This window comes from Flavobacterium bernardetii (assembly GCF_011305415.1).
Classification (GTDB): domain Bacteria; phylum Bacteroidota; class Bacteroidia; order Flavobacteriales; family Flavobacteriaceae; genus Flavobacterium; species Flavobacterium bernardetii.
This window is the reverse complement of record NZ_JAANOQ010000002.1, coordinates 270,994-294,383: the sequence shown is the minus strand read 5'-3', so window position 1 is coordinate 294,383 and position 23,390 is coordinate 270,994. Positions and strand designations below refer to the sequence as shown.

The 23,390-nt window shown below is 31.9% G+C and carries 22 protein-coding genes and 1 tRNA gene; 8 read left to right on the top strand and 15 right to left on the bottom strand.

What is annotated here, in order from left to right; all coding sequences use genetic code 11:
* Positions 1-6 precede the first annotated feature (6 nt).
* The 7 genes from dinD (at position 7) to G6N05_RS06230 (ending at position 5,029) form a co-directional block, all read left to right on the top strand.
* Positions 7-852: a DNA damage-inducible protein D gene (gene dinD / locus G6N05_RS06260; RefSeq protein ID WP_166125787.1), complete on the top strand. Its 846-nt coding sequence runs from the start codon at positions 7-9 to the stop codon at positions 850-852.
* A 24-nt stretch (positions 853-876) separates the two neighbouring features.
* Positions 877-1,203 (top strand): hypothetical protein, encoded by a 327-nt coding sequence (locus G6N05_RS06255; RefSeq protein ID WP_166125785.1) that lies wholly within the window; start codon positions 877-879, stop codon positions 1,201-1,203.
* 38 nt (positions 1,204-1,241) lie between these two features.
* Entirely contained in the window at positions 1,242-1,970 is a 729-nt protein-coding gene (locus G6N05_RS06250; RefSeq protein ID WP_166125783.1) for an LAGLIDADG family homing endonuclease, read from the top strand.
* Positions 1,971-1,997: 27 nt separating this feature from the next.
* A complete protein-coding gene (locus G6N05_RS06245) occupies positions 1,998-2,564 on the top strand; it encodes a hypothetical protein (RefSeq protein WP_166125781.1) in 567 nt (188 codons plus the stop codon).
* A 58-nt stretch (positions 2,565-2,622) separates the two neighbouring features.
* The gene (locus G6N05_RS06240) at positions 2,623-2,889 is read left to right on the top strand and encodes a helix-turn-helix domain-containing protein (protein WP_166125779.1); all 267 of its coding nucleotides are present in this window, start codon (positions 2,623-2,625) and stop codon (positions 2,887-2,889) included.
* 4 nt (positions 2,890-2,893) lie between these two features.
* Positions 2,894-3,925, top strand: coding sequence for an AAA family ATPase (locus G6N05_RS06235; RefSeq protein ID WP_166125777.1), 1,032 nt, complete (start codon positions 2,894-2,896; stop codon positions 3,923-3,925).
* Between the two features lie 72 nt (positions 3,926-3,997).
* A complete protein-coding gene (locus tag G6N05_RS06230) occupies positions 3,998-5,029 on the top strand; it encodes a DUF6371 domain-containing protein (RefSeq protein ID WP_166125775.1) in 1,032 nt (343 codons plus the stop codon).
* Positions 5,030-5,399: 370 nt separating this feature from the next.
* On the opposite strand, the gene G6N05_RS06225 is transcribed toward G6N05_RS06230, so the two are convergent.
* The 15 genes from G6N05_RS06225 to mraZ all read right to left on the bottom strand — a co-directional run bounded on the left by G6N05_RS06225 (position 5,400) and on the right by mraZ (position 22,250).
* Positions 5,400-5,473, bottom strand: a tRNA-Arg gene (locus G6N05_RS06225).
* A gap of 68 nt (positions 5,474-5,541) precedes the next feature.
* Positions 5,542-5,991: a GatB/YqeY domain-containing protein gene (locus G6N05_RS06220; protein ID WP_166125773.1), complete on the bottom strand. Its 450-nt coding sequence runs from the start codon at positions 5,989-5,991 to the stop codon at positions 5,542-5,544.
* 241 nt (positions 5,992-6,232) lie between these two features.
* Complete coding sequence (gene ftsZ / locus G6N05_RS06215) at positions 6,233-8,308, bottom strand: cell division protein FtsZ (RefSeq protein WP_166125771.1); 2,076 nt, start codon at positions 8,306-8,308, stop codon at positions 6,233-6,235.
* A 44-nt stretch (positions 8,309-8,352) separates the two neighbouring features.
* A complete protein-coding gene (ftsA, locus tag G6N05_RS06210) occupies positions 8,353-9,729 on the bottom strand; it encodes a cell division protein FtsA (protein ID WP_166126027.1) in 1,377 nt (458 codons plus the stop codon).
* A gap of 10 nt (positions 9,730-9,739) precedes the next feature.
* A complete protein-coding gene (locus tag G6N05_RS06205) occupies positions 9,740-10,462 on the bottom strand; it encodes a cell division protein FtsQ/DivIB (RefSeq protein ID WP_166125769.1) in 723 nt (240 codons plus the stop codon).
* Positions 10,449-11,798, bottom strand: coding sequence for a UDP-N-acetylmuramate--L-alanine ligase (gene murC, locus G6N05_RS06200; protein ID WP_166125767.1), 1,350 nt, complete (start codon positions 11,796-11,798; stop codon positions 10,449-10,451). Before murC ends, G6N05_RS06205 begins: the two co-directional genes overlap by 14 nt.
* Positions 11,799-11,872: 74 nt before the next feature.
* Entirely contained in the window at positions 11,873-12,958 is a 1,086-nt protein-coding gene (gene murG / locus G6N05_RS06195) for an undecaprenyldiphospho-muramoylpentapeptide beta-N-acetylglucosaminyltransferase (protein ID WP_166125765.1), read from the bottom strand.
* Complete coding sequence (locus G6N05_RS06190; RefSeq protein WP_166125763.1) at positions 12,958-14,340, bottom strand: FtsW/RodA/SpoVE family cell cycle protein; 1,383 nt, start codon at positions 14,338-14,340, stop codon at positions 12,958-12,960. Before G6N05_RS06190 ends, murG begins: the two co-directional genes overlap by 1 nt.
* Positions 14,341-14,384: 44 nt before the next feature.
* Positions 14,385-15,719 carry a UDP-N-acetylmuramoyl-L-alanine--D-glutamate ligase gene (murD, locus tag G6N05_RS06185; RefSeq protein ID WP_166125761.1) on the bottom strand — a complete coding sequence of 445 codons (1,335 nt, stop codon included), beginning with the start codon at positions 15,717-15,719 and terminating at the stop codon, positions 14,385-14,387.
* A 47-nt stretch (positions 15,720-15,766) separates the two neighbouring features.
* Positions 15,767-16,987, bottom strand: a complete 1,221-nt coding sequence (gene mraY, locus G6N05_RS06180) for a phospho-N-acetylmuramoyl-pentapeptide-transferase (protein WP_166125759.1) — start codon at positions 16,985-16,987, stop codon at positions 15,767-15,769.
* 108 nt (positions 16,988-17,095) lie between these two features.
* Positions 17,096-18,559 carry a UDP-N-acetylmuramoyl-L-alanyl-D-glutamate--2,6-diaminopimelate ligase gene (locus G6N05_RS06175; protein WP_166125757.1) on the bottom strand — a complete coding sequence of 488 codons (1,464 nt, stop codon included), beginning with the start codon at positions 18,557-18,559 and terminating at the stop codon, positions 17,096-17,098.
* Positions 18,556-20,547 (bottom strand): penicillin-binding protein, encoded by a 1,992-nt coding sequence (locus G6N05_RS06170; RefSeq protein WP_166125755.1) that lies wholly within the window; start codon positions 20,545-20,547, stop codon positions 18,556-18,558. The genes G6N05_RS06175 and G6N05_RS06170 overlap by 4 nt, the downstream gene beginning before the upstream one ends.
* Positions 20,538-20,897, bottom strand: coding sequence for an FtsL-like putative cell division protein (locus tag G6N05_RS06165; protein WP_166125753.1), 360 nt, complete (start codon positions 20,895-20,897; stop codon positions 20,538-20,540). The genes G6N05_RS06170 and G6N05_RS06165 overlap by 10 nt, the downstream gene beginning before the upstream one ends.
* On the bottom strand, positions 20,897-21,805 hold the full coding sequence (gene rsmH / locus G6N05_RS06160) for a 16S rRNA (cytosine(1402)-N(4))-methyltransferase RsmH (RefSeq protein ID WP_187003022.1): 909 nt from the start codon (positions 21,803-21,805) through the stop codon (positions 20,897-20,899). The genes G6N05_RS06165 and rsmH overlap by 1 nt, the downstream gene beginning before the upstream one ends.
* The gene (mraZ, locus tag G6N05_RS06155) at positions 21,780-22,250 is read right to left on the bottom strand and encodes a division/cell wall cluster transcriptional repressor MraZ (protein ID WP_166125751.1); all 471 of its coding nucleotides are present in this window, start codon (positions 22,248-22,250) and stop codon (positions 21,780-21,782) included. The genes rsmH and mraZ overlap by 26 nt, the downstream gene beginning before the upstream one ends.
* Before the next feature lie 328 nt (positions 22,251-22,578).
* Here mraZ and G6N05_RS06150 point away from each other — a divergent pair, with 328 nt between their 5' ends.
* Positions 22,579-23,334, top strand: coding sequence for an alpha/beta fold hydrolase (locus tag G6N05_RS06150; RefSeq protein WP_166125749.1), 756 nt, complete (start codon positions 22,579-22,581; stop codon positions 23,332-23,334).
* Positions 23,335-23,390: the final 56 nt, after the last annotated feature.

Sequence of the window (23,390 nt, the reverse complement as noted above, 5' to 3'; positions counted from 1 at the left end):
AATATTATGAAAAATGAAATTATACATACGTTAACCAATAATTTTGAATCGCACGCCAACCAAACCGAAGAAGGAATCGAGTTTTGGTTAGCAAGAGATTTACAACACCTTTTGGGATATACCAAATGGGATAATTTTGTTAGCGTTATTTCTAAAGCAAAATCTGCTTGTGAAATATCAGGAGAAAGTATTGAAGACCATTTTGCCGACGTCGGGAAAATGGTATCAATTGGCTCAGGTGCTGAAAAAGAAATTCAAGACATAATGCTTACACGTTACGCCTGTTATCTTATTGCACAAAATGGAGATTCACGCAAAGAATCCATAGCTTTTGCACAACGCTATTTTGCTATTCAAACCCGAAAAGCAGAGTTAATTGAACAAAAAATATTGGAATATGAGCGAGTTCAAGCCAGAAACAAACTCAAAGTAACCGAGAAGGAACTTTCGCAAGTTATTTTTGAACAAACAGGTGGCAATCAAAATTTTGCTTTAATTAGAAGCAAAGGAGATGCTGCATTGTTTAACAGAACCACGCAACAAATGAAAGTAAAATGGGGCTTGGCAAGTACAAAACCCTTGGCAGACCATATGCCTACTATTTTATTAAAAGCAAAAGATTTTGCAACCGAAATAACTATTTTCAATGCCAAACAGCATAAAATGAAATCCGAAAATCAGATTTCGAAAGAACACATTACAAATAACAAATCAGTAAGAAGTACTTTGCTTTCAAGAGGTATAGTACCTGAAAATTTGGCACCCGAAGAGGATATTAGTAAAATCGAAAGGAGATTAGTAAGTGACGAAAAAAAGGCACTTAAAAATCCTGATAAATTGAATGAAAAATAAAGATTAAAGAAAGGGCTAATTGACATGGAGCTTGAAAAGAAACTTGATGAATTATCAGCTAAAGTTGATAAAATATTAGAAACACAAGAATTGATTTTGAATAAATTAAATCAAGGAATTGTTTTATCAAAAGAATCAATTTTGGATAATTCTACAAATAAAAAACTTTCAAAAAAGGAAATTCAAAATATAAAAATTCAAGAAATAAAAGAAAGTATTGAGTTGAGGCTCAAATATGGAATGATATTTAAAAGGCAATTTAATTTAGCAATTATACCAAGTAATGAAAGGATTAAATTTTATTTGCGTTCTAACGATTCTAAAGCATTTGATGGATTAAAAAGAAAATAAATGAAATTTGTACCACCAATATTAATTTATAATAATAGATGAAAGAATTTATTTATTATGATTTCGATGTTTTTGATGATTTTGATTGTGATACAGCTTTCTTATTAGGAATGATATTTACTGATGGTTCATTATATGAATATTCTAATACAGGGAAACAATTTATCAGGATAATTAATAAGAATAAGTATCTTATAGAAAATTGTAGAGATATATTAAAATCAAATTTAGAAATTCACTATGTCAAAGAAAGAGAGTATAACGGCATTAAGCAAGGTGGCTTTTATTATTTGCATATTTCAAATGAAGACATAATTGATGAATTAATTGAATTTGGAATGTGTGAGAAAAAAAATTCAAATATTAAATTCCCATATTTACCTGATGAATTATATCCTCATTTCATAAGAGGATTATGGGCAGGAAGTGGTTCAATAGCTTTAAGTAAAAATGCTATTGCTTCTGCTTTTTCATCATGCTCTTTTGAATTTATTTTAGATTTAGAAAAACAATTGAATAAAATAGGTTTAACAAAAAGAAATATTAATACTAACAAACATACTAAGACAGAAAATTTTTATATAAAGTATTCTGTAAATGATACAAAAAAATTATATGATTATATTTATAAAAATGTAACTCCATTAACAATTTATAAATTACATCAAGAAAAATTATTTAGTTTTTTTGAAGAGAAAATTGTAAAAAATCCTATAAATGAAATGAAAAGTATAAAATTGCCAAAGAGAAAAATGATTAGAAAATAATAATTATAAGTAGAATATATCCATAATATGAACGAATCAATTTGCTTTACCGTTGAAGAATATAAAAGTACTTTTCAATATTTACTGAATGAATTTATTTTAGCGACCGCAAAAACAGAATTAGACTTTTTTGAATATCAATTAGAAATTTATAATAATGCTCATGTTGTAAGCCATCAAGATTTTGAAGGAGAACTTTACGGTGGAACTGTTGTGAATATGGATAAATTTCAAGAAGTTATTGCTTTTATTCGGGTGAAAATTGCACAATGCAAATATGGAAAAACAGAAGTTGATGAAGTAGAAATTGATTTAAGTGAAACTAATGGTAGAGAAAAAATAATTTATTTGCAAAAAATGGGAATAATTGATTTTTTAAGAACAAAAACACCATTTAATACAAACACACATAGTTTAGCATCTTTTTTATCTGGTATTACTGGAATAAAAACATCATCTATTTATCCAATGATTAATCCTATTGTCAATAATTCTGTTTCGCAAACGAACAACCCAATGAACTCATTAAAGGCTGTTGAAAAAGTAGAAAAAGAATTAATCCGAATTGGAATAAATTTAAAAGAAACGATTTAGGTTAAACCCAAAATAAACCTAAAGTTCATTTGCTCTTATTAATTAAAAAATAAGAAAAATGAATCAAATTTTATTAAACGGCATCACAATTGAACAATTAGCCGAAGCACTTAAACCATTGTTGCAACCTCAAGCAACAAAAGAATCACAACAACCCGAAAACGATTTAATGACCCGAAAAGAAGTTTGTACTCTTTTGAGTATAAATTTCACGACTTTATGGAAACATACTCGTAGTGGTAAACTATTAAGTAGTGGAATAGGAAACAGGGTGTATTATAGCAGAAAACAAGTTTTAGAAGCGGTTAAGTCAATTAATTCATAGCAATATGGATAAAGATAAACAGGCAATTGGTTTAACCGATTTTAGCAATGTAATTGACAAAGCAATGCAATGCGAAGTTAAGACAACAGAAAATGGTTTATTTTTGATAAAAACAGCTAATGAGTGGATGGAGGAAGCAAAGAACCGACCAATACCGAAGATGCTTTTTAGTCAACTATGGTATGAGGGTGAAATATGTATTTTGTTTGCTGATACCAATTTAGGGAAATCAATTTTAGCAGTTCAAATTGGCAACAGCATAAGTAAGTCAGAACATATAATTGGGTTCAAAATTGAAACTCAAAAACAGTCTGTTCTTTACTTTGATTTTGAATTGTCGGATAAGCAATTTCAAAATAGATATTCAAAAGATTATACCGAAAATTACAACTTTGACAATAATTTTTTAAGAATAGAAATCAATACCGATGCTGATTTACCAATTAATCAAAATTTTGATGACTTTCTTATCTTGTCAATCGAGCAAAGTCTTTTAAAATCTAATTCAAAGGTTTTGATTATTGACAATCTCACCTACTTAAAAACCGATAATGAAAAAGCAAAAGAAGCTTTACCATTAATGAAAAAACTTAAAGAATTAAAAAGCAAGTACTCACTTTCAATTTTGATTTTAGCACACACGCCAAAAAGAGATTTATCAAAGCCAATTACAAGAAATGATTTGTCAGGAAGCAAAATGCTTATGAATTTTTGTGATAGTTCCTTTGCTATTGGAGAAAGTAACCAAGACAAGCAAATAAGATATATCAAACAAATTAAACAACGTAATTGTGAGCAAGTATTTGATACAGATAATGTTTGTATTTGTCATATAAATAAAGAATATAATTTTTTACAATTTGAGTTTATTGGTTATGGTAATGAACGTGAACACCTAAAACAATATACTGATAAAGACCGTGAAACAAACATTGAAAAAGTAAAGGAATTAAACATACAAGGAAAAAGCCAAAGGCAAATTGCTACTCAATTGGGTGTGTCAGTTGGGACTGTAAATAAATATTTAAAGTTGTAAAGTGTTCATTCTGTTCACGGTGTTCACAGTGTGAACAGTATGAACACCGTGAACAGTAAAAATTTAAATGCGATGAAACAATACAAATACAATTTAGATAAAAGCAGTAAAAAGTTTGTTTGTCCAAAATGCAACAAACGAACCCTTGTAAAATATAAAGAAACGGAAACAGGAAACTATTTGAATGAAGATTTTGGACGTTGCGACCGTGAAACAAATTGTGGTTTTCATAACACACCAACAGGCGAGTTTAATAATCCTTTTGAAGTGGTTAATATTCCGAAACCAAAACCAAGTTTTCATAATTTCGATTTAGTAAGTCAAAGTGGTAGGAATTACAAAGAAAATAATTTTATCCAGTTCTTAAAAACCATTTTTACAGAAACTGAAGTAAAAGAAGCAATACTAAAATATTTGATAGGAACATCAAAGCGTTGGAATGGTGCTACAATATTTTGGCAAATTGATAATTTGCAAAAGGTTCACGCTGGTAAAATTTTACAATATGTTTCAAAAACTGGCAAACGACACAAAAACGAAGACGGCAAAAGTTTAATAGATTGGGTACATAGTATTTTAAAACGAACCAAAACAATCAATGATTATAATCTTAATCAATGCTTATTCGGTTTGCACCTAATAAATGAAAGTAATGCCAAAACCATTGCACTTGTTGAGGGAGAAAAAACAGCAATTATGATGAGTATATTTAAACCTCAATATATTTGGTTAGCCACAGGAAGTAAACAAGGTTTTAAATATGAAAATCTGAAACCAATTAAGCAATATAAAATTATTGCATTTCCTGATAAAAGCGAGTATGCAGATTGGTTTAAAAAAGCCACCGAACTCAATATCTTAGGTTTTGATATAATTGTTAATGATTGGCTCGAAAATACGAATTTTGAAGCAGGAACAGATTTTGCAGATGTATTACTTATTGAAAAAAAAGAAGCTGAAAAAAATAAAAAACATGAAATTATTTATACCGACACCGAAAATATTATTAACGAATTTGAAACACACACACCCGAAATTTGGAATCTAATTGAAACGTTTGGTTTAGTAGATTGCAACTGGAACGAAATAAGAAAAGTAATTTAACATAAATAAATTATTTCAATTGCTTTGCAAAAATAGAAAATTGTTGTTGCAAAGCTTATATTTTATGATATTACAACCCAGTTATTAAAGGCAATGACTGTAACAAAGTTTTAATTATAATTTTGCAATGCTTGTTTAATAGTTTTTGCAATGTATTAAAAACAAAAAATTTTATTCTGTTGCCTTTATATAAAAAGCAAAATCCTATCAAATAACTGATAGGATTTTTTTTGCTTAATTTATTCAGCAATCTAATATTAAACATCATTTTAGTTAAAACATTTTTAATGTAGAAAACTATATTTTTATATATCGGTTGACTAAATGTTGACTAAAAATAACGTTAAGCCTTATAAATATGCTTTGAAAGTGACCTCGGCAGGGTTCGAACCTGCAACCAACGGAGCCGAAATCCGTCATTCTATCCAGTTGAACTACGAAGCCATTTGAAGCTGGAAGTGGGAAGCTGGAAGACTAAACTTCGTGCTTCCAACTTCCCACTTCTAACTTTATTAAACTAAAAGTTTTTTAACGATAGTAGAAATAGTTTTTCCTTCAGCTTGTCCACCAATTTGTGCAGATGCTAAGCCCATCACTTTACCCATTGAAGCAATTCCAGACGCGCCTGTTTCTTCAATGATTTTAGCGATGATTGCTTCTACTTCTTCTTCTGATAATTGTGCTGGTAAGAATTTTTCGATAACTGCGATTTGCGCTAATTCTGGTTCTGCTAAATCGGCACGGTTTTGTTCTGTAAAAATAGACGCGCTGTCTTTACGCATTTTTACTAATTTTTGTAAAATTTTAATTTCGTCAGCTTCTGTAATTTCTTCTTTAGAACCTGAGGCAGTTTGTGCTAATAATATTTCTGATTTAATAGCTCTTAAAGCTTCTAAAGCCACAGTATCTTTGGCTCTCATTGCTTCTTTCATGCTATCCATAATTTGTGTAGATAAGCTCATATATTTTGATTTTAAGTATTTATTAATGTAATGTTGTTTGAAATTTAGGGTTCACCCCAGATAGTAGCGGCATCCTTTTTTTGTTATTTTATATTTGTTTAAAACTAAAAAATTTGTGACAAAAAAAGATATAGCGAATAGCTGGAATAGGTGCTAAAAAAATCAAAAACAAAAGTAATAAAAAATCCCGATTTGTTTATCACAAGTCGGGATTTAAAGTATTGGTTAGTTTATTTTATGCTTAATCTACATTGTCATGTAAAAAAGAATTGTTTGAACGCAACTGAATGTCGTCGTTACTGTCCATTCCTAATGACATGCGTGATTGATTATTTTGGTTTGGCATACTTGTTACATCTAATCCTTGACGACGAAAAGCTGGTTCTTTTTCTAAATCGTCAATTCTGTTTGGATTGTTGAACTTGTGATTGAAACTTTTTAATTTATTTTTTCTTTCTTCTGCTCTTGATTTTAAAATTTCCTCAATAGACATTTCTACTGGTGTAGCAGCATCAAAACTGAAGTTGTTTTCAGAAGTTACATTAGTTGCAACAGCCTTTACTGTGAAATTTACTTCTTCATCAATTGGCTCGGCAGCTTGCATAATAGTTGCAGCTGGTTCAAAAGTTTCTTCAATTTCTTCTTCTAACGTATATTTAATAATTCCTTCTTGACCTAATTCTGTCACTGGGAAAAATTGAACAGCTTCGTTAACTTTAATCTCTTTTGTTTCTTCGCTTAATTCAAAAACAATTGTATTTTGAGTTGTTTCTGCTTTGGTTTCGAATAAATCTAAAGAAAAGCTGAAATCGTCATTTGCTACAACAAATTCTGGCTCTATAACTTCAATTTCTCTAACTGAATTAGAGATAATTTCAAATTCTTGAACAGGTTTAACAACTTCAAAAACTGGCGGAGCAACTTGTGCAACTGGTTCCGTATATTGAATCGATTGTACTGGAGTTTCTACTGTAAAAGTAGGTTGTTCCACTACGGCAACTGGTTGTTTAACTTGTTCTGAAACGTTTTCAAAAAATACATCTAAATTTTTAATATAATCCGATGTTGGAATTAAATCTGAAACAGGCGCTTGAATCGCTTGTGGTTGTTCCACTTCGAAATCATTTAATTCGAAAACAATTTTTGCTGCTGTTTCAGCTACTACTTCCTTTGGTGCTTCTGCTTCAAAAGTTACAGCATTCACAATTGGCTCATTTACAGAAACTACTGGAGTAGAAACTGCATTTGGCGTTAAATTGTGTTGAATTTTTTGCTCACCATCTAAAGAATGAATAATCTTTTGAGGTTCTGCATTTATAATTTCTTTTTGTTGTTCTATGTTGAAACCTGTAGCAATAACAGTTACTGAAATAGATTCTTCTAGCTTATCATCTTCACCAATACCCATAATGATGTTGGCGTTGTGACCTGCTTCGTTTTGAATGTATTCGTTAATCTCACTAATTTCATCGATAGTAATTTCATCTGAACCAAACGTGATAAGCAACAATACGTTTTTAGCACCAGTAATTTTATTATCATTTAATAACGGAGAATCTAATGCAGATTGGATAGCTATTTTAGCTCTATCCACACCTGAAGCAACAAAAGATCCCATTATAGCTGTTCCGCTATCACTTAAAACTGTTTTCGCATCTTTAAGGTCGATATTCATGGTTAAGTGATTGGTAATCACTTCCGCAATACCTTTTGAAGCTGTAGCTAACACTTCATCGGCTTTAGAGAAACCTGCTTTGAAACCAAGATTTCCGTATACTTCTCTTAATTTGTTATTATTGATAACAATTAATGAATCTACTTGTTTTCTTAATCTTTCGACACCTTCCATAGCTTGTTCTGAACGATTTTTTCCTTCGAACTGAAATGGGATAGTAACAATACCAACTGTTAAAATACCTCTTTCTTTAGCTAATTGTGCGATTACTGGCGCAGCACCAGTTCCTGTACCACCACCCATTCCGGCAGTAATAAAGACCATTTTAGTATTCGCATCAAGCATTTTTTCAATTTCCTCGATACTTTCTAAAGCGGCTTGTTGTCCAACTTCTGGTTTTGCCCCAGCACCTAATCCTTCCGTAAGATTTACACCTAACTGAATTTTATTTGGCACAGGACTTGTTTGCAATGCCTGAGAATCAGTATTACAAACTACGAAATCTACACCTGCAATTCCTTGTCTAAACATGTGGTTGATGGCATTGCTTCCGCCGCCTCCAACTCCAATAACTTTTATTACGTTTGATTGATTTTTTGGTAAATCAAAAGTAATATTTCCAAATTCGTTGTTGCTCTCCATATATTTGGCTTTTTTTATTTTGTGTTACTTGCTACTAATAACACTTATTCTACATTATCTAAAAACTCTTTAATTTTCCCTAAAAGGTTATTAAAGTCGTATTTCTTTTTTCTTTCTTGTGTTTCTTTTGAAACTGTTGGCGTTGGTTTTACTTCTTCTACAACAGGTTCAATAACTTTTTCTACTATTACAGGCTCCGGAGCAATTACTGCTACAGGTTCTGGCGTTTTCATTTCAACAAATGGCGTTGCGCTATTCGTTTGATTACGTAAACTTTCCATTACTAAACCTACAGAAGTTGCATATAACGGGCTTGATAATTCTTCGCTAGAATTTCCTGCTAAATGCTCGTTTGGATAACCAATTCTGGTATCCATTCCTGTGATATATTCTACTAATTGTTTAATGTGTTGTAGTTGCGAACCACCACCTGTTAAAACAATTCCTGCAATTAATTTTTTCTTTGACTCGTCGTGTCCGTATAATTTAATTTCAGCATATACTTGCTCGATAATTTCCACAACTCTTGCGTGAATAATTTTCGATAAGTTTTTTAACGAAATTTCTTTTGGTTCACGACCTCTTAATCCAGGAATAGAAACAATTTCATTGTCTTTATTTTCACCTGGCCAAGCTGATCCGAAACGTGTTTTTAATAATTCCGCTTGTTTTTCGATAATGGAACAACCTTCTTTAATATCTTCAGTAATAACATTTCCTCCGAAAGGAATTACTGCTGTATGACGAATTACTCCGTTTTTGAAAACCGCTAAATCTGTAGTTCCACCACCGATATCGATAAGTGCCACTCCAGCTTCTTTTTCTTCTTCACTTAAAACCGCATCTGATGAAGCTAATGGCTCTAAAGTTAATCCTGTTAATTCTAAACCTGCATTTTTCACACAACGACCTAAATTTCTAATAGATGCTGCTTGACCAACTACGATATGAAAACTAGATTCTACTCTAGCACCATACATACCCACTGGTTCTAAAATTTCCGATTGTCCGTCGATTTTAAATTCTTGTGGTAAGGCGTGAATAATTTCTTCTCCTGGAAGCATTGATAAATTTTGAACTTGACAAGTTAATTGTTCAATATCATAATCACCAATTACTTCTTCTGGTTTTTTTCTACTGATGTAATCGCTGTGTTGAATGCTACGAATGTGTTGTCCTGCAATACCAACTACTACATCATTTATTTTGTAACCTGAATTGTTTTCTGCTTCTAAAATTGCTTGTTGAATAGATTGAATAGTTTGCGTGATATTATTTACCACACCTCTATGCACGCCCAAACTCTTAGATTTTCCTACACCTAGAATTTCTAATTTCCCGTACTCATTTTTCTTTCCGATCATTGCTACAATCTTGGTTGTACCAATGTCTAATCCTACTCCAATACTTTCTTTGTTCATCATCTATTCCTTATTTTGAACACACTACCTGCTGTGTGAAAATTAAATTTATTGATTTGTACTTCCCGATTAACGAATCTTTCGATGCGTATTGATAAAAAGCTTTATAATTCTTAAACTTTTTTTCAATTGAAACGGGTTTGCCAAAATTTATTTCGTAATCATATTCTCTTGAAAGCATTGTCATACTTCCGTTTTTCTGAATTGTGATTGCGATGATATTCTTTTTTAAAAAATCATCTTTTTCAATAGCGCTAAAAGTTTCAATGAAACCCTTTTTGAATTCTCCTTCAATATCTCCTTGAACAATAGGAACTCTTGATGAAAAATTATTTGACAATTGAAAAATACTGCCGTTTTTATCTACGTAAAAATTACGGTTTTTATTAACAACTCTTGCTACAGGGGACTTTTGTAAAACTTTAGTTATTAACACTCCGTCTTCAGAAGTAAAAACCTCTGCGTTCTCGATAAAAGGCTGTCTCTTTAAGACACTTTCCAAATCTTTCAAATCTACTTTTTCTTTTTGGATTGAAGAAGTGCCTCCCAAATTTTGTATTAACAAGTTATTAACCATTTCATTTGTTAAAAACATTTTGTTATCGCCCTGAAATTCAACTTGCACCTTACTTATCTTCCTCTTCTCGTTTCTACTCTGTGTAAAAGAATACAAAAATACTACTAAGAAAAGCATCAATACTAGACGAATATTTTGCCAATTAAACTTTTTCATTTAGTATTTTTTTTATGTCTTTTACTATTTCGCCAATATCACCTGCACCGATGGTTACAAACACATTTGCGTCTGAATTTTTAAAGCTTGTTAATAACTCTTCTTTAGTTACCAAACGTTTATTTTCATTTTTTATTTTACTCAACAACCAAGTAGAATTTACTCCTTCCATTGGCAATTCGCGAGCGGGATAAATTTCTAATAAAAGTATCTCATCAAATTGCGATAAACTTTCTGCAAAACCGTCAATAAAATCTTTTGTTCTACTGAATAAATGGGGTTGAAAACATGCGATTATTTTTTTATTTGGGTACAATTCTCTAACCGCTTGATGCACGGCATTTATTTCTGTTGGATGATGTGCGTAATCATCAATATATACTAAATTTTCTTCTCTAATTTGAAATGAAAAACGGCGACGAACTCCTTTGAAAGTAGCCAATGCCTTTTTAATTTTTTCATTTTCCACACCATAAGATTTCGCCATTGCGAAAGCCAATAATGCATTCGTTAAATTATGATGACCCGGTAATCCGAATTTTATATTCTCAATTAGTTCCTCTTTTGTTTTGACATCGAAAACATAAAAACCATTTTCAATTCTGATATTTTGAGCTACATAATCGGCACCAACATTTACGGCAATAGTATTTCCTTCTAAAGGCAAACCTTTGATGATAAATAAATTTTCAGCTGGTACTTTATGCGCAAATTCTCTGAACGATTCTTCAATTGCTGCTACGTCGCCATAAATATCTAAATGATCCGCATCCATAGACGTTACACAAGATAAGTTGGGATGTAAATGCAAAAACGAACGGTCAAATTCGTCTGCTTCAACAACCGTTACTGTTTTTCCTGAACCGATCAAATTCGTATTATAACCTTCTACAATTCCGCCTAAAAAAGCCGTAACATCTACACCACTTTCATACAAAACATGACCTAAAATACTTGACGTTGTAGTTTTTCCGTGTGTTCCTGCAACGGCGAAACAAAACGTGTCTTTTGTAATGATTCCTAAAACTTCAGCACGTTTTTTAACCGTGAAACCATTTTCTAAAAAGTAATTCCATTCAGAATGCTGTTTTGGAACGGCAGGCGTAATAACTACTAATGTATTTTCTGTATTTTTAAAACACTCGTCAATCAAATTCACATCATCTTCAAAATGAATTTTTATGCCATTTTCTTGTAACTCGTTGGTTAATTGTGTTTCGGTTTTATCGTAACCCGCCACATTTTTTCCAATGAATTGAAAATAACGCGCTAATGCACTCATCCCGATTCCTCCGATGCCAATAAAATAAACGTTATGTATTTGATTTAGATTCATTTTTATTTTTTGTTTAAAGTTTAAAGTTGTTTTTGTTTCAGTTTATCCAACTTGAAACTCGAAACCTTAAACAATTAAATTAACTTTTTAATTTCTTCTACAATATCTTTGGTAGCATTTGGCAAGGCTAACTTTTTGATATTTTCTATTAAACTTTCTTGTTTCCCTTGGTCTTTTACCAAAGCTTCAAAAACCAAATTAAATTCCGATTCTAAGTCAGATTCTTTGATTAGAACTGCGCCACCTTTATCTACAATTGCTTTAGCATTTTTAGTTTGATGATCTTCAGAAACATTTGGTGATGGAATAAAAATTGTTGGTTTTCCCACGATACATAATTCGGAAACAGAAGAAGCTCCTGAACGAGAAATTACAATATCTGCAGCAGCATAAACTAAATCCATTCTATCAATAAAAGCCGTAACTTGAACGTTTTCTTTTTCGTTATATTTTGAATAATCAATTAAATAATGTTTCCCACATTGCCAAATAATTTGAAAACCTAGTCCTGTTATAAAGTCTAAATTTTTCTCAATTAATTGATTCAATCTTCTAGCACCTAAACTACCACCTAAAATTAAAAGTGTTTTTTTATTCGCATCTAATTTAAAATGCGAAATCGCTTCAGACTTTTTACTTGTAACATCAATTAAATCTTGACGAACTGGATTTCCTGTAAATCGTATTTTATTTTTCGGAAAAAACCTTTCCAAATTTTCATAAGCCACACAAATGACATTGGCTTTTTTTGCTAATAATTTATTAGTAATTCCAGGAAATGAATTTTGTTCTTGAATTACAGTAGGAATATTTAACATAGCCGCAACTTTCAGTACAGCTCCACTAGCAAAACCACCTGTTCCGATAACAACGTCTGGTTTAAATTTTCGTAAAATAGAATACGACTTCATTAAGCTAGAAATCAATTTAACTGGAAACATAGCGTTTTGAAGAGTCAATTTTCTGTGTATTCCTGAAATCCAAAGTCCTTGAATTTCATATCCTGCTTGCGGTACTTTTTGCATTTCCATTTTATCTTTTGCACCAACAAATAAAAATTCCGCATCAGGAAATTGCGCTTTCAATTCGTTTGCAATAGCAATAGCAGGATAAATATGTCCGCCTGTTCCGCCTCCACTAATTATAAATCGTTTTCCCATTACTTTTTATTTAAAACAGCATTCATTGGGTTTTGCCCATTTACTAAACTATCTCCTTGATTATCCAATTCGTTTTCTTGTTTTAATGATTCACGAATAGAATATTTCATATCGTTAATTTTTTGTTCTTCTTCCGAAGTAGATTCAGAAGTATTTTCTTCATTCATTACAGAAACTTCTCTGTCAATAATTCGTTGTAATGCGGCTTCTCTATCTTGTAAATCTTTTAAGTCTTCAGCAATTTCATCCTCTTTTTTCGTTACACTTAAAATAATCCCTAAAGACAAACATGTCATCCAAACAGAAGTTCCCCCACTACTAATTAATGGCAAAGGCTGACCTGTTACTGGAAGTAATTCCACCGCAACACCCATATTAATTAAGGCTTGAATAATTATTGGGAAACCGAGCCCAATGATGAGTAATTTTCCAAACATATTGGTTGTTTTGTTTGCTCTAATTAGAAACCTAAAAAACAACAACATGTAAAAAAACACCAAAAGATAACCACCAATTAAGCCGTATTCTTCAATGATAATAGCAAAAATAAAATCGGAAGAAGATTGCGGTAAAAAATTTTTCTGAATACTTTTCCCTGGTCCAACCCCATTTATTTTTCCAACAGCTATGGCTATTTTTGCGTTTTCAATTTGGTATTTATCCTCGTCCGGTTTATCAGTTGTGAAATTTTCAATACGGCTTACCCAAGTATTTACACGGCTAAATGCTTTTTTCTCTGGAAATGCTTTTGCTAATAAAAAAAACAAAGCCAAAAATGCAAATCCGCTAGCTAATATTATAGCTAAATATTTTAATGGATATTGTCCGATAAATAGCAACATACAAACCATGGCAAACATTAATGCTGTGGTTGAAAAGTTAGATGGTAACACACAAACCAAAACGGCACCAACAGGTATCCATATTTTCACAAATGAATCTTGGAACGTATAAGTTCCTTCATTTAATTTTGTTAGCGTTCTCGCTACATAAACCATTAAAATTGTAAATGCTAATGTTGATGGCTGAAAGGAAAAATTCACGAAAGGAATGGTTAACCAACGACTCGCATTCGCTCCACCAATTGTTTTTCCTTGCAATAATGTAAAAAGCAAAGCAGGAATAATTAACCAAATAGCAAAAATGGAATATTTTTTAAACCTTTCGAAAGGTAATTTATGTACAAAATACACTATAACCATTCCAATAGAAAGATGCGTAAAATGTTTCATTAAAAGCATAAAAGTAGAACCCGTTCCATTACCAACAGTGTACACTAAATTTGTAGCGGCACTATATACTGGCAAGAAAGACGCCATGGCTAGTAAAAAAATTACTGCCCATATTGTTTTGTCTCCTTTAAGATACTTTAGTTTGTTCATCTTATTAATGTTTGACTCCTATAGAATCAAGATTATTATATTTCTTATAAATTTTGTACCGCTTGTTTGAATTGTTTTCCTCTGTCTTCATAATTTTCAAACAAATCGAAACTGGCGCAAGCTGGAGAAAGTAAAACCGTATCACCTTTTTCAGCCATTTTGTTAGCGATTTTTACGGCTTCAGACATAGAAGTTGTTTCTACAAACATCTCCACTAAACCTTCGAATTTATCTGCTAATTTTTTATTATCAACCCCTAAACAGATAATTCCTTTTACTTTTTCTCGGACTAATGACATTAATTCATCGTAATCATTTCCTTTATCCACACCTCCAACAATCCAAACTGTTGGTGTATTCATACTATCTAAAGCAAAAAATGTAGCATTTACATTCGTAGCTTTTGAATCGTTGATATACTGAACGTTGTTAATTTTCAATACTTTTTCTAATCTATGCTCCGCACCTTGAAAATTAGATAAGCTTTCTCTGATAGTTGCTTTTCTAATGTTCATTAATTGCGCAACTGTTGTTGCAGCCATAGTGTTTTTAACATTATGTTTTCCTTCTAAAGCAAGTTTGTTGATTGGCATAATAAAATTTTCGTCGTTTAGGTTGATATTGATTTCGTTGTTTTCTGTAATACTTCCGCCTTCTTCAATTTTTTTCGTAAGTGAAAAAGGCAATTTGTTTGCTTTAATTTTATTATTGGCTAACCAATTTGTTATGGCTTCGTCATCTTGATCATAAATTAAATAATCATCTTCATTTTGATTCATGGTTATTCTAAACTTGGAATCGATATATAAATTGTAATCGTAATTATATCGGTCTAAGTGATCAGGACTTATGTTCAATAAAACAGCAATATCCGGCTTGTAATTTATGATGCCGTCTAATTGAAAACTGCTTAATTCTAACACATAGCAATCGTGTTTATTTTCGGCCACTTGCCATGCAAAACTTTTACCGATATTTCCGGCTAAACCTACATTTAAACCACCTTGTTTTAGCAAATGATACGTTAATAAAGTTGTAGTTGTTTTGCCGTTACTTCCTGTAATTCCAATTGTTGTAGCAGATGTAAAAGGCGCTGCAAATTCAATTTCTGAAATCACTGGAATATTTTTTTCTAACAACTTTTTTACGATTGGCGATTTCTCAGGAATTCCTGGACTTTTCATTACTACATCAGCATTCAGAATTAATTCCTCTGTATGCTTTTCATCTTCAAAAGCAATTTTATTTATAGTAAGAACTTCTTTATAATTTTCTTTAATTTTTCCAAAATCAGACACAAAAACATCATATCCTTTTTTCTTTCCGAGAATTGCGGTTCCAACACCACTTTCTCCACCGCCTAATATTACTAATCTCATTTTCTATTTACGATTTACGATTAATGATTTACGATTAATGACTTCCATTAACGTAGCTTTAATGATACTAATGAGAAAATGGCCAATATGATAGCTACAATCCAGAAACGTGTTACGATTTTACTTTCATGATATCCTTTTTTCTGGTAATGATGATGCAACGGCGACATTAAGAAAATGCGACGTCCTTCGCCGAATTTCTTTTTTGTGTATTTAAAATAGGCCACTTGTAAAACCACGGAGAAGTTTTCCGCTAAGAAAATTCCACATAAAACCGGAATCATTAATTCCTTACGAACCGCAATAGCGATTACTGCTATAATTCCACCAATGGTTAAACTTCCTGTATCGCCCATAAAAACAGTTGCTGGATACGTGTTGTACCACAAGAAACCGATTAATGCTCCTACGAAAGCTGCAATATAAATGGTCATTTCTCCCGAATTTGGGATGTACATAATATTCAAATAATTAGAAAAAATAATGTTACCCGAAACGAAAGTAAAAATCCCTAAAACTAACACTGAAATGGCAGAAGTTCCTGCGGCTAAACCGTCAATTCCGTCCGTTAAATTGGCACCATTTGAAACAGCTGTAATAATAAAAATTACAACTGGAATAAAAATCAACCAAGCCCATTTTTGATAATCATCACCCATAAATGATAATACTTCTGCGTAATCAAACGTATTATTTTTTACAAACGGAATGGTTGTTTCCATTGATTTTACTTCTGGAGAAGTCGATTTTATTACCGTTTCAATTCCTTGTTTTTTAAGAACTACGTCATCTTTAATAGTAACACTTGGATGAAAGTATAATGTCGCACCCACAATAATTCCTAAACCAATTTGACCAATAACTTTGAAACGTCCTTTTAAACCATCTTTATCTTTTTTGAAAATTTTTATATAATCGTCTAAGAAACCAATACTTCCCATCCATACTGTAGTCACTAAAAGTAGAATGATGTAAATATTATCCAACTTTGCTAATAATAAAACAGGAACTAGCGTTGCCAAAATAATAATTAATCCACCCATTGTTGGTGTTCCTGCTTTTTGTACTTGACCATCTAAACCAAGCTCGCGAACTGTTTCACCAACTTGTTTGTTTCTTAAATAACCAATAATTCTTTTCCCGTAAATGGTAGAAATTAGCAACGATAAAATCACAGCCATTCCTGAACGGAAAGTAATATATTGAAACAGACCCGCTCCTGGCAAATTGTACGCTTCGTCTAAGTATTTAAAGATGTAGTATAACATAATTTTTGGGTTTAAAAGGTTAAAAGTTTATAGGTTTAAAAGGTTTTAGGTAAGTTTACCCGCATCAATTACACTCTTTACTATTCACTCTTTACTATTTACTATTTACTATTTTTCTAATTGTTTTAATAATTCTTGTACGATTTGCATGTCATCAAAATCGTGACGCACCCCGTTTATTTCTTGATAGGTTTCGTGGCCTTTTCCTGCAATTAAAATAATATCGCCTGGATTTGCCATTTGACAAGCCGTTTTTATTGCTTGCTTTCTATCAAGAATTGATATTGTTTTTTTGAAATTCTGACCTTCCACTCCAGCTTCCATTTCTTCGATAATCGTTTGAGGATTTTCAGTTCTTGGATTGTCTGCTGTAAAAATAGCTTTGTCGCTTAATGAAGCTGCGATGTTGGCCATAATTGGTCGTTTTGTTTTATCTCTATCGCCACCGCAACCTACAATTGTTATTAATTGTTCGTTTTTGGTACGAATGTCTTCAATCGTTTTTAGAACATTTTCTAAAGCATCTGGTGTATGAGCATAATCGACAATTGCTGTGATTTTAGATTCAGAAATGATAAATTGAAAACGTCCAGAAACACTTTCTAATTCTGACAATAAGCGTAACGCTTCATTACTTTCTATTCCTAATTCTAGCGCCACGCCATAAATGGCTAATAAATTATAGGCATTGAAGGAACCGATTAATTTCGTCCAAACCTCATCGTTATTAATTTTTAAAACCAATCCTGATAATTGATTTTCTAAAACTTGTGCTTTAAAATCGGCATACGTTTTCAAGGCATACGTCCTTTTTCTGGCAACCGTATTTTGAAGCATGACTATTCCGTTTTTGTCATCAACATTCGTTATAGCGAAAGCTGATTTTGGCAAACTATCGAAAAACGATTTTTTTACATCTCTATATTCTGCAAACGTATCGTGATAATCTAAATGATCGTGCGATAAATTCGTAAACACACCACCTTCAAAATGTAAAGATTCGGTGCGTTTTTGGTGAATCCCGTGTGAAGAAACTTCCATAAAACAGAATTCGCACCCAACTTCCACCATTTCATCCAAATACTGATTGATCGTTAACGAATCTGGAGTTGTATGTGTGGCCTTATATTCTACTTCATCCACCATAATTTTTACGGTCGACAATAAGCCTACTTTATAACCTGCTTTTTTAAACATTTGATACAGTAACGAAGCAATTGTTGTTTTTCCATTTGTTCCTGTAATTCCGATTAATTTTAATTTTTGCGATGGATTATTGTAATAATTCGCCGCTAAAAACGATAAGGCTTGATTAGAATTTTGCACTTTTACATACGTGATATTTTCTAATAATGTTGCTGGTAAATCTTCACAAACCACAACTGAAGCTCCTAATGAAATCGCTTTATCAATAAATTGATGACCATCAGAAAGCGAACCTTTTATCGCTACAAAAACATCGTTGTTGGAAACTTTTCTAGAATCGAACTCGATTTTTTCAATAGGCAAATCCGTTGAACCGTGAACCGCTTCAATCGTAACTTTATATAATATGTCTTTTAATATGTTCACGATAATTCTATAGTTATAGTTTGATTTTTCTTAAAAATTTCACCTGGATTGATAGATTGTTTTTTCACTTTTCCCACACCAATAAACTTCACTTTCAATCCTAAATTCTCTAATAAGGAAACGGCATCCATTCCCGCCATTCCTTTTACATTGGGAATTTTATTAGTATTTCCTTGCGATTTTTTTTCATATTCTGCATACAAAACATCTTGCTTTGCATTTTTTAATTTGATGCTTTTAAACTTGTTTGTGTTGGGAACATCTGTAAATATTTTTTGTGCGATACGTTTAAAAACTGGTCCGGCCACATCTGCTCCGTAATAATTATTCAATGACGTATTGGGTTTATGAACCACAATGATGCAAGAATATTTAGGATTATCAGCTGGAAAATAGCCTACAAATGAAGAAGCATAATACATGTGTTCTTTTCCTTTACTGTAATTTACTTGAGCCGTTCCGGTTTTACCAGCCATTGAAAAATCTTTAGAATACAATTTACTTCCCGTTCCTTTTTTTACCACATTTGCTAAAACTGCTTTCACTTTAGCCAATGCTTCATCTGAACACATTTTTTCGTTAATAACCTCAGCTTCGTATTTTTTAATCGTTTTATTCCATTCTTTAATTTCTTTAACGAAAATCGGTTTAATCATTTTTCCGTTATTCGCGATTCCGTTATAAATAGTTAAAGTTTGTAATGGCGTCATTGAAACTCCATAACCATAAGCCATCCAAGGCAATGAAAGTGCGTTCCAATTATCGGTTCCAGGTTGTGGAATGTATGATTTTCCTTCTCCTAATAATTGAATTCCGATTTTCCCATTTAATCCGTAACTGCTTAATCTGTCAGTAAATTGCTTTGGATTATTTTTATAATTTTCTTGAACCGCTTGTACTAAAACCGTGTTAGAAGACACTTCAAATCCACGTGCTAAAGAAATACTTCCGTAACCGCCATCATGTGAATCTTTTACTTTTCTATTTCTGATAGTGATAATTCCACCATTAGTATTATACACTTTAGAAGTATCTACTTTTTTATCATCAAGAAGTGCTATTAAATCTAATAATTTGAAAGTTGAACCTGGTTCATGAGATTCGGCAACCGCATAATTTTGCGTTTCAAAATACGAACCATCTTCTGCTCTACCTAAATTGGAAATCGCTTTTACTTCTCCTGTTTTAGTTTCCATAACCACTACACAACCGTGATCTGCTTCGTATAATTCTAATTGTTTTAATAAAGCATGATGTGCAATATCTTGAATAAAAACATCAATAGTTGAAATAATATCATAACCATCAACTGGATCTAATTCATTGACATCAGAAATAGGTTTCCACTGATTTTTTGCAATTTTTTGCATCCAATGATGACCGTTTGTTCCGTTTAAATATTTACGAAAGGCGTATTCTAAACCTTTTCCCTGATTCCCATCGCGTTCGTATCCAATTGTTCTGTTGGCAATTAATCCGACTGGATGTTTACGCACCGTTTGTTGCTCCGTGATGATTCCGCCTTTATTCGCGCCTAATTTGAATAATGGGAATTTTTTAATTCGCATATATTCTGTGAAGCTCAATTTTCTAGCGACTAAAAAATATCTGTTTTTTGTGTTTTTCGCTTTTCTCAACTCTCTTTGAAATTCCCCAGAAGGTTTTCCTAAAAGTCTTGCTAACGAATCCGATAGAGCAACATAATTTTTTTCAAAATTTTCATCTGAAGGCGCAACAGCATCAAAACGAATGGTATATTCCGGAATAGAGGTGGCTAACAAACTTCCGTCAGACGAATAAATATTTCCTTTATTAGCAGGAATATCGAAGTTTTTAACCGTTCGTTGTTTCGCTAAATTTCTGTAATAATCTCCTCCAACCCATTGGATATTGAACAATTTTACAGCAATGGCAAGAGAAAACGCAAAAACACAGACTACTACAAGAGTGAGTCTATATGAAATGATGTTATCTTTTTTTACTGCCATATTTTTAATTTATCGAAAAAGCTTTTTTCTTCTGGTTTATGTATTACGATTTTTTTTGGAGGAACTGATGAAGGTAAAATTTGTCTTTCTTCCATTTTTTTAGAAATTGTAGATTCCATTTTGAGTTTCATTAACTCGGAACGCGTATCTACAAATCGGGAACGCAACTCTTTTACTTCATTGGTTAATCTTGTGATTTTATAATTTTTTTCGTCGTAATTGTGGTTAAAATAAATCATTAACATAGCCAATGAAAACAAGAAAATAATGAATTTCCAAGTTTTAAGCGCGTCATCATCAATTAAGAATTTCGCTTTTAAAAGACTATATATACTGCTTTCTTTTGTCATTATTTTTTTTCAGCTACACGCAATTTTGCACTTCTTGCTCTGTTGTTGATTTCTATTTCTGCAGCTGAAGGCACAATTAATTTCTCGATAATTTTAAAAGGTACTTCAAAATTTCCGAAGAAATCGCGTTCTGGTTCCCCTTCAAACATTCCGTTTCTAATGAATCTTTTTACTAATCTGTCTTCCAAAGAATGATAAGAAATCACGCTTAATCTTCCGCCAGAAACTAATAATTCTTCAGTTTGCGTTAAAAATTCTTTTAGTACTTCAATTTCTTGATTTACTTCAATACGAATCGCTTGGTAAATTTGTGCTAAAATCTTATTGGCTTTATGTCCAGGTAAAAATCTCGCTAAAACTTCTTTTAATTCTTCTGAACTTTTGATTTTTTTATCGGCTCTGGCTGCAACAATAACATTTGCCATTGCACCACCATTTTTCAATTCTCCGTAATCTAGAAAAACACGTTTTAGTTCTTTTTCTTCGTAATCATTAATTACTTCAAATGCTGAAAGTGTATCATTTTGATTCATTCTCATATCCAAAGCACCGTCAAAACGTGTAGAAAAACCTCTATCAGCCACATCAAATTGATGAGAAGAAACACCGAAATCTCCTAAAATACCATCCACTTGTTTTACACCATAAAAGCGTAAAAATCTTTTTATGAATCGGAAATTTTCATTGATTAAAACAAATCTTTCATCGTCAATTGTATTGGCTAATGCATCTTTATCTTGATCAAAACCAAACAATTTTCCGTTTGGCCCTAAATGTTTCATTATTTCTCGTGAATGTCCTCCGCCACCGAAAGTTACATCTACATATATTCCGTCAGGCTTAATATTTAAACCTTCCACCGTTTCTTTTAAAAGTACAGGATTATGATATTCCATCTTCGTCTTCATTTTGATTACCCATTACTTCTTCCGCCAAATCTGCGAAATCTACCATTGCATTATCTAAAGCTGATTCGTATAAATTTTTATCCCAAATTTCAATAATTGAAACCGCAGAGGACAACACAATATCTTTATCTATTTTAGAAAACAGCACTAAATCTTTTGGAATTAACAACCTACCAGTTGCATCAATTTCAACCATTTTCACACCAGCAGTAAAGGCTCTGATGAAATCGTTGTTCTTTTTTACAAATCGGTTTAGCTTGTTAATCTTTTGCATGACTTTATTCCATTCGCTCATTGGATACAATTCCAAGCAAGGTTGAAATACAGAACGCTTCAACACAAAACCTTCCTCAAGATTGCCCAATTGCTTCTTGAGAGGCGCAGGCACCATTAGCCTTCCTTTTGCATCGACTTTACACTCGTATGTTCCTAAAAATGTATTCAACTTTTTTGAATGAATTAATAATGAGACAAATTTAAAAAATATTTTACCACTTTTTACCACAAACTACCACTTTGTTAATAAGTTTTTGCTCAAAAAAGACATAAATCCCACTTAGCATCAGAAAACACACTTATTAACGAAGATTAGAAGTTTTTAACTAATTTTTATTTGATTAGAAAAACCATGTAAATTATATTGTTTATATCGGAAACAAATTGAACATAAGGCATTTAGCCGTTAAACAATTTAATAATGCGTGATATGAAACAAATGTGAAAAATTTGTGTATTTTTGTAAATATTGAATATTTGAACACGATACAGCATTTATGATAAAGAAAGAGAAAAAATACACCTATTTTGAAGCAGGAGAAGGCACTCCGATAGTTGTTTTACATGGATTAATGGGTGGTTTAAGTAATTTTGATGGGGTGGCTGATTTTTTTCCTTCAAAAGGATACAAAGTTATTATTCCGGAATTACCTATTTACACGCAAAGTTTATTAAAAACAAATGTGAAAGCATTTGCGAGATATGTAAAAGATTTTATCACTTTTAAAGGGTATGAACGCGTTATTTTAGTTGGAAATTCTTTAGGAGGACATATTGGTTTGTATTTTACGAAACAATATCCAGAATTGGTTAGAGGTTTAGTAATTACTGGAAGTTCAGGATTATATGAAAGTGCGATGGGTGAAAGTTACCCAAAACGTGGTGATTATGAATACATTAGAAAGAAAGCTGAAGATGTATTTTACGATCCGAAAATTGCAACAAAAGAAATCATAGACGAAGTATTTGCTACAGTAAACGACAGAATTAAACTTTTGAAAACGTTAACGATTGCTAAAAGTGCAATTCGTCATAATATGGCAAAAGATTTACCAAAAATGCACGCACCAACTTGTATTATTTGGGGAAAACAAGATAAAGTAACACCGCCAGAAGTGGCAGATGAATTTAAAAAATTGCTTCCGAATTCTAGTTTATACTGGATTGACAAATGTGGACATGCAGCGATGATGGAAAAACCAGACCAATTTAACGAATTGTTATACGGATGGTTAACTGAAAAGAAATTATAGCCTCACCCCAACCCTCTCCAAAAGAGAGAGAGCAAGAGGAAAAAAAAATATAATAA

Coding starts and splice junctions, on each gene's coding strand:
- dinD (WP_166125787.1), top strand. CDS start 7: ATGAAAAATGAAATTATACATACGTTAACCAATAATTTTGAATCGCAC.
- ftsZ (WP_166125771.1), bottom strand. CDS start 8,308: ATGGAGAGCAACAACGAATTTGGAAATATTACTTTTGATTTACCAAAA.
- G6N05_RS06245 (WP_166125781.1), top strand. CDS start 1,998: ATGAACGAATCAATTTGCTTTACCGTTGAAGAATATAAAAGTACTTTT.
- G6N05_RS06205 (WP_166125769.1), bottom strand. CDS start 10,462: ATGAAAAAGTTTAATTGGCAAAATATTCGTCTAGTATTGATGCTTTTC.
- G6N05_RS06235 (WP_166125777.1), top strand. CDS start 2,894: ATGGATAAAGATAAACAGGCAATTGGTTTAACCGATTTTAGCAATGTA.
- ftsA (WP_166126027.1), bottom strand. CDS start 9,729: ATGAACAAAGAAAGTATTGGAGTAGGATTAGACATTGGTACAACCAAG.
- G6N05_RS06220 (WP_166125773.1), bottom strand. CDS start 5,991: ATGAGCTTATCTACACAAATTATGGATAGCATGAAAGAAGCAATGAGA.
- G6N05_RS06255 (WP_166125785.1), top strand. CDS start 877: ATGGAGCTTGAAAAGAAACTTGATGAATTATCAGCTAAAGTTGATAAA.
- G6N05_RS06250 (WP_166125783.1), top strand. CDS start 1,242: ATGAAAGAATTTATTTATTATGATTTCGATGTTTTTGATGATTTTGAT.
- G6N05_RS06240 (WP_166125779.1), top strand. CDS start 2,623: ATGAATCAAATTTTATTAAACGGCATCACAATTGAACAATTAGCCGAA.
- G6N05_RS06165 (WP_166125753.1), bottom strand. CDS start 20,897: ATGACAAAAGAAAGCAGTATATATAGTCTTTTAAAAGCGAAATTCTTA.
- murD (WP_166125761.1), bottom strand. CDS start 15,719: ATGAGATTAGTAATATTAGGCGGTGGAGAAAGTGGTGTTGGAACCGCA.
- G6N05_RS06230 (WP_166125775.1), top strand. CDS start 3,998: ATGAAACAATACAAATACAATTTAGATAAAAGCAGTAAAAAGTTTGTT.
- G6N05_RS06170 (WP_166125755.1), bottom strand. CDS start 20,547: ATGGCAGTAAAAAAAGATAACATCATTTCATATAGACTCACTCTTGTA.
- G6N05_RS06150 (WP_166125749.1), top strand. CDS start 22,579: ATGATAAAGAAAGAGAAAAAATACACCTATTTTGAAGCAGGAGAAGGC.
- G6N05_RS06190 (WP_166125763.1), bottom strand. CDS start 14,340: ATGAACAAACTAAAGTATCTTAAAGGAGACAAAACAATATGGGCAGTA.
- murG (WP_166125765.1), bottom strand. CDS start 12,958: ATGGGAAAACGATTTATAATTAGTGGAGGCGGAACAGGCGGACATATT.
- murC (WP_166125767.1), bottom strand. CDS start 11,798: ATGAATCTAAATCAAATACATAACGTTTATTTTATTGGCATCGGAGGA.
- rsmH (WP_187003022.1), bottom strand. CDS start 21,805: ATGAAGACGAAGATGGAATATCATAATCCTGTACTTTTAAAAGAAACG.
- mraY (WP_166125759.1), bottom strand. CDS start 16,987: ATGTTATACTACATCTTTAAATACTTAGACGAAGCGTACAATTTGCCA.